Source organism: Halomonas sp. C22 (assembly GCF_007655045.1).
GTDB classification, from domain to species: Bacteria; Pseudomonadota; Gammaproteobacteria; order Pseudomonadales; family Halomonadaceae; genus Vreelandella; species Vreelandella hamiltonii.
Window position 1 is genome coordinate 71,263 of record NZ_VBVC01000012.1, and the last position, 6,405, is coordinate 77,667.

6 protein-coding genes are annotated in these 6,405 nt (G+C 57.8%); all 6 read right to left on the bottom strand.

Annotated features, from left to right (window positions below; genetic code table 11):
- Position 1 precedes the first annotated feature (1 nt).
- On the bottom strand, positions 2-676 hold the full coding sequence (locus FEU76_RS17110) for a WecB/TagA/CpsF family glycosyltransferase (protein WP_096923274.1): 675 nt from the start codon (positions 674-676) through the stop codon (positions 2-4).
- Entirely contained in the window at positions 673-2,013 is a 1,341-nt protein-coding gene (locus FEU76_RS17115) for an oligosaccharide flippase family protein (RefSeq protein ID WP_144984569.1), read from the bottom strand. Before FEU76_RS17115 ends, FEU76_RS17110 begins: the two co-directional genes overlap by 4 nt.
- A gap of 381 nt (positions 2,014-2,394) precedes the next feature.
- Positions 2,395-3,432: a porin gene (locus FEU76_RS17120; protein ID WP_144984572.1), complete on the bottom strand. Its 1,038-nt coding sequence runs from the start codon at positions 3,430-3,432 to the stop codon at positions 2,395-2,397.
- Between the two features lie 264 nt (positions 3,433-3,696).
- Positions 3,697-4,470 carry a ProQ/FINO family protein gene (locus FEU76_RS17125; RefSeq protein WP_144984575.1) on the bottom strand — a complete coding sequence of 258 codons (774 nt, stop codon included), beginning with the start codon at positions 4,468-4,470 and terminating at the stop codon, positions 3,697-3,699.
- Positions 4,471-4,489: 19 nt separating this feature from the next.
- Positions 4,490-5,029: a dihydrofolate reductase gene (locus tag FEU76_RS17130; RefSeq protein WP_144984578.1), complete on the bottom strand. Its 540-nt coding sequence runs from the start codon at positions 5,027-5,029 to the stop codon at positions 4,490-4,492.
- The gene (locus FEU76_RS17135) at positions 5,026-5,871 is read right to left on the bottom strand and encodes a thymidylate synthase (protein WP_144984581.1); all 846 of its coding nucleotides are present in this window, start codon (positions 5,869-5,871) and stop codon (positions 5,026-5,028) included. Before FEU76_RS17135 ends, FEU76_RS17130 begins: the two co-directional genes overlap by 4 nt.
- Positions 5,872-6,405 lie beyond the last annotated feature (534 nt).

Sequence of the window (6,405 nt, forward strand, 5' to 3'; positions counted from 1 at the left end):
TTTACTCGATCTTGTTGCCGTATTTGATCAAAAACCGGGGGTAGTCTTTCAGGTAGCGCTTCAACAGCCGGTTCGGCTCTTTCATCATTCGGTACAGCCAGCGCAGGTTGAGACGGTCTACCCAGGCTGGGTAGTAGTCTTGCCCCTTGGCCTCCACGAACTGATCCAGATAGCCGCCACAGGTAAAGCCGGTGCCTTGCCAGCCCGCAGCCCTCAGGTCCAGCAGCAGGCGCTCCTGCTTGCCTGCGCCCATGCCCACGATGACGATGTCGGCATTGGCTGCCTGCACTAAGCTCTGCTGGCGCTCTTCGTCACTGCTGAAAAAGCCGGAGCGTGCGTAGCTGATCTCGAGCCCAGGGTATTTCTGTGCCAGCAGCTGCGACGCCTGACGGACGTTTTCTTCGGTGCCGCCCACCAGCGCAACGCGCTTCTGTGTGGCCTGGGCATGGCCTAGTACCACCGGGGCAATCGAGGTGTCGTCGAAGCTGGTCCGCTGAATCTTTTTGCCTTTGAACAACCGGGCATAGAGCACGACGGCAATGCCATCGGCGTAGAAGCGAATCTGTCGGCACTCCTGCTCGCTTAGGCTTTGCGCCACGACCCCTAGAGAAAACGGATTGATGAAGCTGTAATCGATCCCTTCTTCCAGGTGGAACTCCCTTTCGAGTCTAATCATCTTGGTTCACCATCATTGTTGGCTCGGCTTCGTGGCGTCATGACGAAACGCCAGTCGGTCATCATGAAACCGAACTTTCTCTTCACCACGTAGACCGCCACGCCATTCTGAATCAGCAGGCACAGCAGCAGCGCATAGGCCGCCCCCTCTGCGCTGTAACGCGGAATCAGTAGCAGCGAGGCAATGCCCCCCACCACCACAGACCAGATTAGTATATTCCGCGCTGCACGCTGCTGGTCGGCCATCAAAAGCAGCAAAATGACCGAGCCGGTCATCACATTCACCAGCTGCCCGATCACGAGAATTCTCACGACGCTGGCAGCACCGGTGTAATCACTGCCAAACAACGCCAGCACGGCGTTGGGCCAGATGATGAACACCAAGGCAGGCAGCAGCGCGAAGCAGGTCATTTGAAAAGCACTTTTCTGGGCAAGCAGCCTGAGCCCTTCGCCATTGCCTTCATGCTGGAGCCGTGAGAAACGCGGCCCCAGAATGCTGTCGTATACGGTCAGGATGAAGCCGATGATCATGGCCAGCCGTAGCCCCAGGCTGAACAAGGCAACATCGCTTTCGCTATGGAAGGCGCCCAACACCAGGCCAACTCCCCACTGGGTGTAGTAGAAGATGATGCCTACCAGCAAAAAATCGGGCAGGTGGCGATAGAAGCCTTTGGTAAAGCTGACGCTGTCACTTTCGACCAGCGCGCTGCGGCGGTACAGCCACCAGACGGCCCACAGCGCCACCAGCAGGTAGAGCCCCAGAATCACACCCAGCGCAGTCATCAGCGCCAGTGCCCCCAGCGAGATCCCCAGCCAGGCACACACCAGCACGACCCCGCTGAGCACGATGGAAATACAGCCTATTTCGAACAGGCAGGAAACGTTGGCCCTGCCCCACCCTTTCATCAGAAAATTGCACAGGTAAATGACGCTGTACACCGGCGACAACAGCGCGGTCATTCGCAGGGCCTCGACCGCATTGTCTGTCGAGGAGAGCAGCATTTGTGCCACGCTGGGCGCCGCCACCCACAGCACTACGCCCAGCAGCACGCCGACCAGTACGTTGACCGTCATGGCGTGCCGGTAAATCCAGGCGACTTCACGGCGGTTATTATTGGAGGTCGCGACCCCCATGTACTTGAGCGTGGCCCGGTCGGTGCCCAGGCTGGCAAAGACCTGCATGCCGATCATGATCGACAGACACAGCATGAAGGCACCAAAGGCCTGAATACTGACGAACGTGGCCAACACATAGGAAAGCAGGAAGGTGCCACCTGCGGCAATCCCACGCGCAGCCAGCGTGGTGAGCAGTTGGTTCTGCAGAATTCGTTTTATCATCCGTGACTCTTGGAGAAGTCAACTCTTTGACTTTGCGCGTAAATTCAGAAAGGCATGGCCATAGAACGCCACTACCTGATAAGCGTTATCACTAATGTAAGTGTGCTTAGCCTAAGGTATGAATCATACCCTTTTCGGCGCCTGCATGTAACAAGGTGGAAGCAGGATTCATAAATCTTGCCTATTTCCTCCATTGTCAATAGCAATGAGATGTGTTTAGTAAATACTGATAAGGCTACTGTACCTTGCTTCAGACGGCCAAGCGATTGGCCAACCTGTTCACTCACTGACCATAGGCCATCAAATAAAAAACCGGCCCCTGAGGGCCGGTTCTATCTGCTGTTAGGCAGTTATCCATTCAAGCGTTGGCAAAAGCCAGGCTTAGAAGTGGTAACGAGCGCCAGTCAGCCAGTATACGTTGTCGGTCAGGTCGCCCAGAGTGGTGTCACGATCGACGCTCGGCGCATCGCCGTCAGCGACCTCAGCGAATACGTCGAAGTTGCTGGATACTTTGTAGTATGCGCCAGCAGCCCAGGCGTTGCTGGTAGAATCGTTGTCACGCTCGATGTTGTAGTAGTCAACGTTGAACGCCCAAGGACCAGTGGTGAAAGTACCACCCAGACCTACGGTGTCGAAGCCACCGCCGAATTCAGTGCTGTCGTCACGGCCTTCGTAGCCCAGACGTGCAGTGAACTGGTCAGTGATGTCGTAAGAACCCATTACGCCGTACAGCATTTCGCCGTTGCCGCCGCCACGAACTACGTCGTCAACGAAGCCCACAGCAACAGTCACAGGACCTTCAGCGTAGCGAACACCACCCTGAGAGGCTACAACTTCACCTTGCTCAGTAGTTTCGATACCTTCCAGCAGGCCACGCTCGCTGTAGTGTTTCAGCTGCAGGAAGGCAGTGAAACCGCTCAGGTCAGGCGTGTAGTAACCGATAGAGTCGCCGCGAGACTGTGTCGGGTGACCAGCAAACTCAAGACCTTGGTCGATGTAGACGTCGAACGGCTTGGAAACGAACTGGCTGTAGAAGCTGTCGAAGTTACCGCCGACAACTGTACCGTACTGCTCGCTCTTCAGACCGATGTAGCTCTGACGAGTTTCACGGAAAGCTTCGTCGCTGCGACGCTCGTCAGCACGGAAACGCCATTCCAGGTGACCGAAAGCGCTCAGGTCAGAAGTAACCTGCTGGCTCATGCGCAGACCCAGACGAGAGAACACGTCTACGAACTCAGCGCCGTTGTCGATTTCACGGTCTTGAGAATCGAACTCGGGGCCGCCACCGGCGATACCCATGGCGATACGGCCGTATACGTCCAGACGAGTGCCGTCTTGGTCATATACAGTAGCTGCTTGAGCGGCAGCGGAGGCACCCAGGGCGCCAACGATGGCAGTCGCTAAAAGTGTCTTTTTCATGATGTAGGTTCCTTTAACTAGCTTACTGTTTCGATCGTTATTACTGGCCTTCGTAGAAGCCAGTAAGTGGCTTGCGGGCCATGCTCTTTTTCTCATCCGCCGGTTTTTCCCGGTGGTATGCGACATGTCCTCAACAAAGCCTTGTTATAGTCCAATGCTCGCAGGTCAAACTCTATACTGGGATTCCAAGGAACGCAATAGAAAAAAACAGTGTTTTTTTATGATTTGTGTTTTTTTATGGAACCCAGCCAAACAAAACCGGTCTCAGCGGCCTTCGAATTTCTGCTGCAAGCCTTTGAGCTTATCTTCAAGGCTAAGCGGTTTTGCCTGCTCGGTTTTTTCCTGCCGGGGCACTTCCTGACGTTTTTCCTTCCTCGGCGGCGGCGTTCGTTGAGCAGGTTTGGCACGCGGGGTCGGCGCTGTTTCTGTTGCTGTGGTCGCCTGGCTTTCGTGGCGCCGCGCACTGGCGTGCTGTGCCGCTTCCTTGTCGACTTTGCCTGCCGGATTGCCTTCCAGATCGACCCGTTCTACGCCTTCCCGCATGGATTTGATGTAGCGCGGCAGATTGACGTAGTTGGCCAGCGCACGACGCACCAGCTTGCCCGACCAGGGCTCACGCTCGGCCAGGTCGTGATGAATCCCTACTTTCAGCGGCTTGGTATGCCCTTTGAAGAAAGCATTGGGATAGCGCTGATACCACTGTTTCAACAATGCGTGGGGCGAGGGGGGCTGAGGCGCTTCAGCAGCAGGTTCAACGGCAGGCGCTGGCGTTTCGTTTGCTTCTGCCTGCGGTGGCACTTGCTCGGCTACCACCGGGGGCTTTTCCTGGTGCTGACGCGCTGCCTGGGGCTGGCACTCTTCCATGGGCAGCGGCGCTGGCGCTATCTGGGGTGACGCTACCTGGGGTGGCGCTGCTTCCCCACGTGCCAGCTGCTGCTTCAGGCGGCTGTTTTCGGCACGCAATGCTTCCAGCTCGGCGTTTTTCTGGTCGAGCCGTGTTTCGAGTAGTTCTAATAGTTGCAGTACGTTGGCAGCCATCACCTCCTCCTTTCCTTGCTCAGTCGTTGACACGCTCATATACCACGAAATCATAACGTGGCTGCCCTTCCGCTGGCTGGCCGGGTACGCGCTGCACTTCACGCCACTCGTCTGCCGAGAATTCAGGAAACGTTGCGTCGCCCGCAACGTCGATATCGACTTCAGTAATATACAGCCGCTGGGCAAAGGGCAAGGCTTGCTGGTAGATCTCGCCGCCTCCCATCACCATGATCTCCTCCGCCGCCTCGATAGTGGCGTGCTGGTCGGCCAGCGCCAAGGCAGACGGCAGGTCGTGGCAGATACGCGTGCCCTCGGCGGTGAAGGCCGTGTCTCGGGTCACCACGATATTCAGCCGATTGGGCAACGGCTTGCCGATGGATGCATAGGTCTTGCGCCCCATGACCAGCGGCTTGGCCTGGGTCATGCGTTTGAAGAATTTCAGGTCTTCCGGCAGGTACCAGGGCAGCTTGCCATCGACGCCAATGACACGATTCTTCGCCATGGCGACGATCATCGCCACCGGCACCAGCAGTTCGTCAGTCGGGAGAGATTGGCTCATACGGCAACCTTTGCCTTGATGTGGGGGTGCGATTGGTAACCTTCTATATGAATATCATCGAAGGTGAAGTCGAACAGATCCGTGACCGCCGGATTGAGCACCAGCGCTGGCGGCGCCATGGGCGTACGCGCCAGCTGCTCCTGCGCCTGCTCCAGGTGATTGCTGTAGAGATGGGCATCGCCCAGCGTGTGGATGAACTCACCCGGCTTCAGCCCGGTCACCTGCGCCACCATGCTGAGCAGCAGCGCGTAGCTGGCGATATTGAACGGCACACCGAGGAAAATATCCGCACTGCGCTGGTACAGCTGGCAGGAAAGGCGACCGTTCGCCACGTAGAACTGGAACAGGCAGTGGCACGGCGGCAGCTTCATTTCCTCCACCTGCCCCGGGTTCCAGGCCGAGACGATCAAACGGCGCGACTGCGGGTTATGGCGAATCTGCTCCAGCACATTGGCAATCTGATCCACGCTGCCACCTTTGGGGTGCGGCCAGCTACGCCACTGGTAGCCGTATACGGGCCCCAGGTTGCCCGCTTCATCGGCCCATTCGTCCCAGATACGCACGCCGTGCTCTTTCAGGTAACCGATGTTGGTATCGCCCTTCAGAAACCACAGCAGCTCATGAATGATCGAGCGCAAGTGCAGCTTCTTGGTGGTCAGCAGCGGAAACCCACGGGAAAGATCGAAGCGCATCTGGTGGCCAAACACCGAGCGCGTACCCGTACCGGTACGGTCACCGCGATCAACGCCCTGTTCGAGCACAGTGCGCATCAAGTCCAGGTAAGGCTGCTCAAGCGCAGGCAATTCGTTCGACGTGGTAAGCGAAGGCGTTGTAGCAGTCACAAGGTTTCCAGATTAACAGCGAATATGAGGCTGTATTCTAGGCCCCCCTAAAGGCAACGTCTACGTTAAGCCCACCGCCGCCCACCGAGCCCTCATCGGCAACGCTCCTCGCGTTGCTTCGCGGGTGCGCTCCGCTTACGCCGCGCTACGTTTTCCACCGAAAGCTATGCCCCCCGTAGCGCGGTGTAACGACAGAGCGAGAGCAACGAGCGATGGAGGCACCCGCGAAGGCGGCGCCAGCCGCCCCGATCACGCCTCCAAACGGGAAAACGCCACCGCCACCCACCGCGCCCTCATCGGCAACGCTTTCGCGTTGCTTCGCGGGTGCGCTCCGCTTACGCCGCGCTACGGGGATAACGCCAACGTCGATGTCGTGCAACCGCACGTGCATATACCGCCCGATGTGGGCATGCCGATTACGCCCCCAAACGGGAAAACGCCACCGCCACCCACCGTGCCCTCATCGGCAACGCTCTCGCGTTGCTTCGCGGGTGCGCTCCGCTTACGCCGCGCTACGGGGATATCGCCAACGCC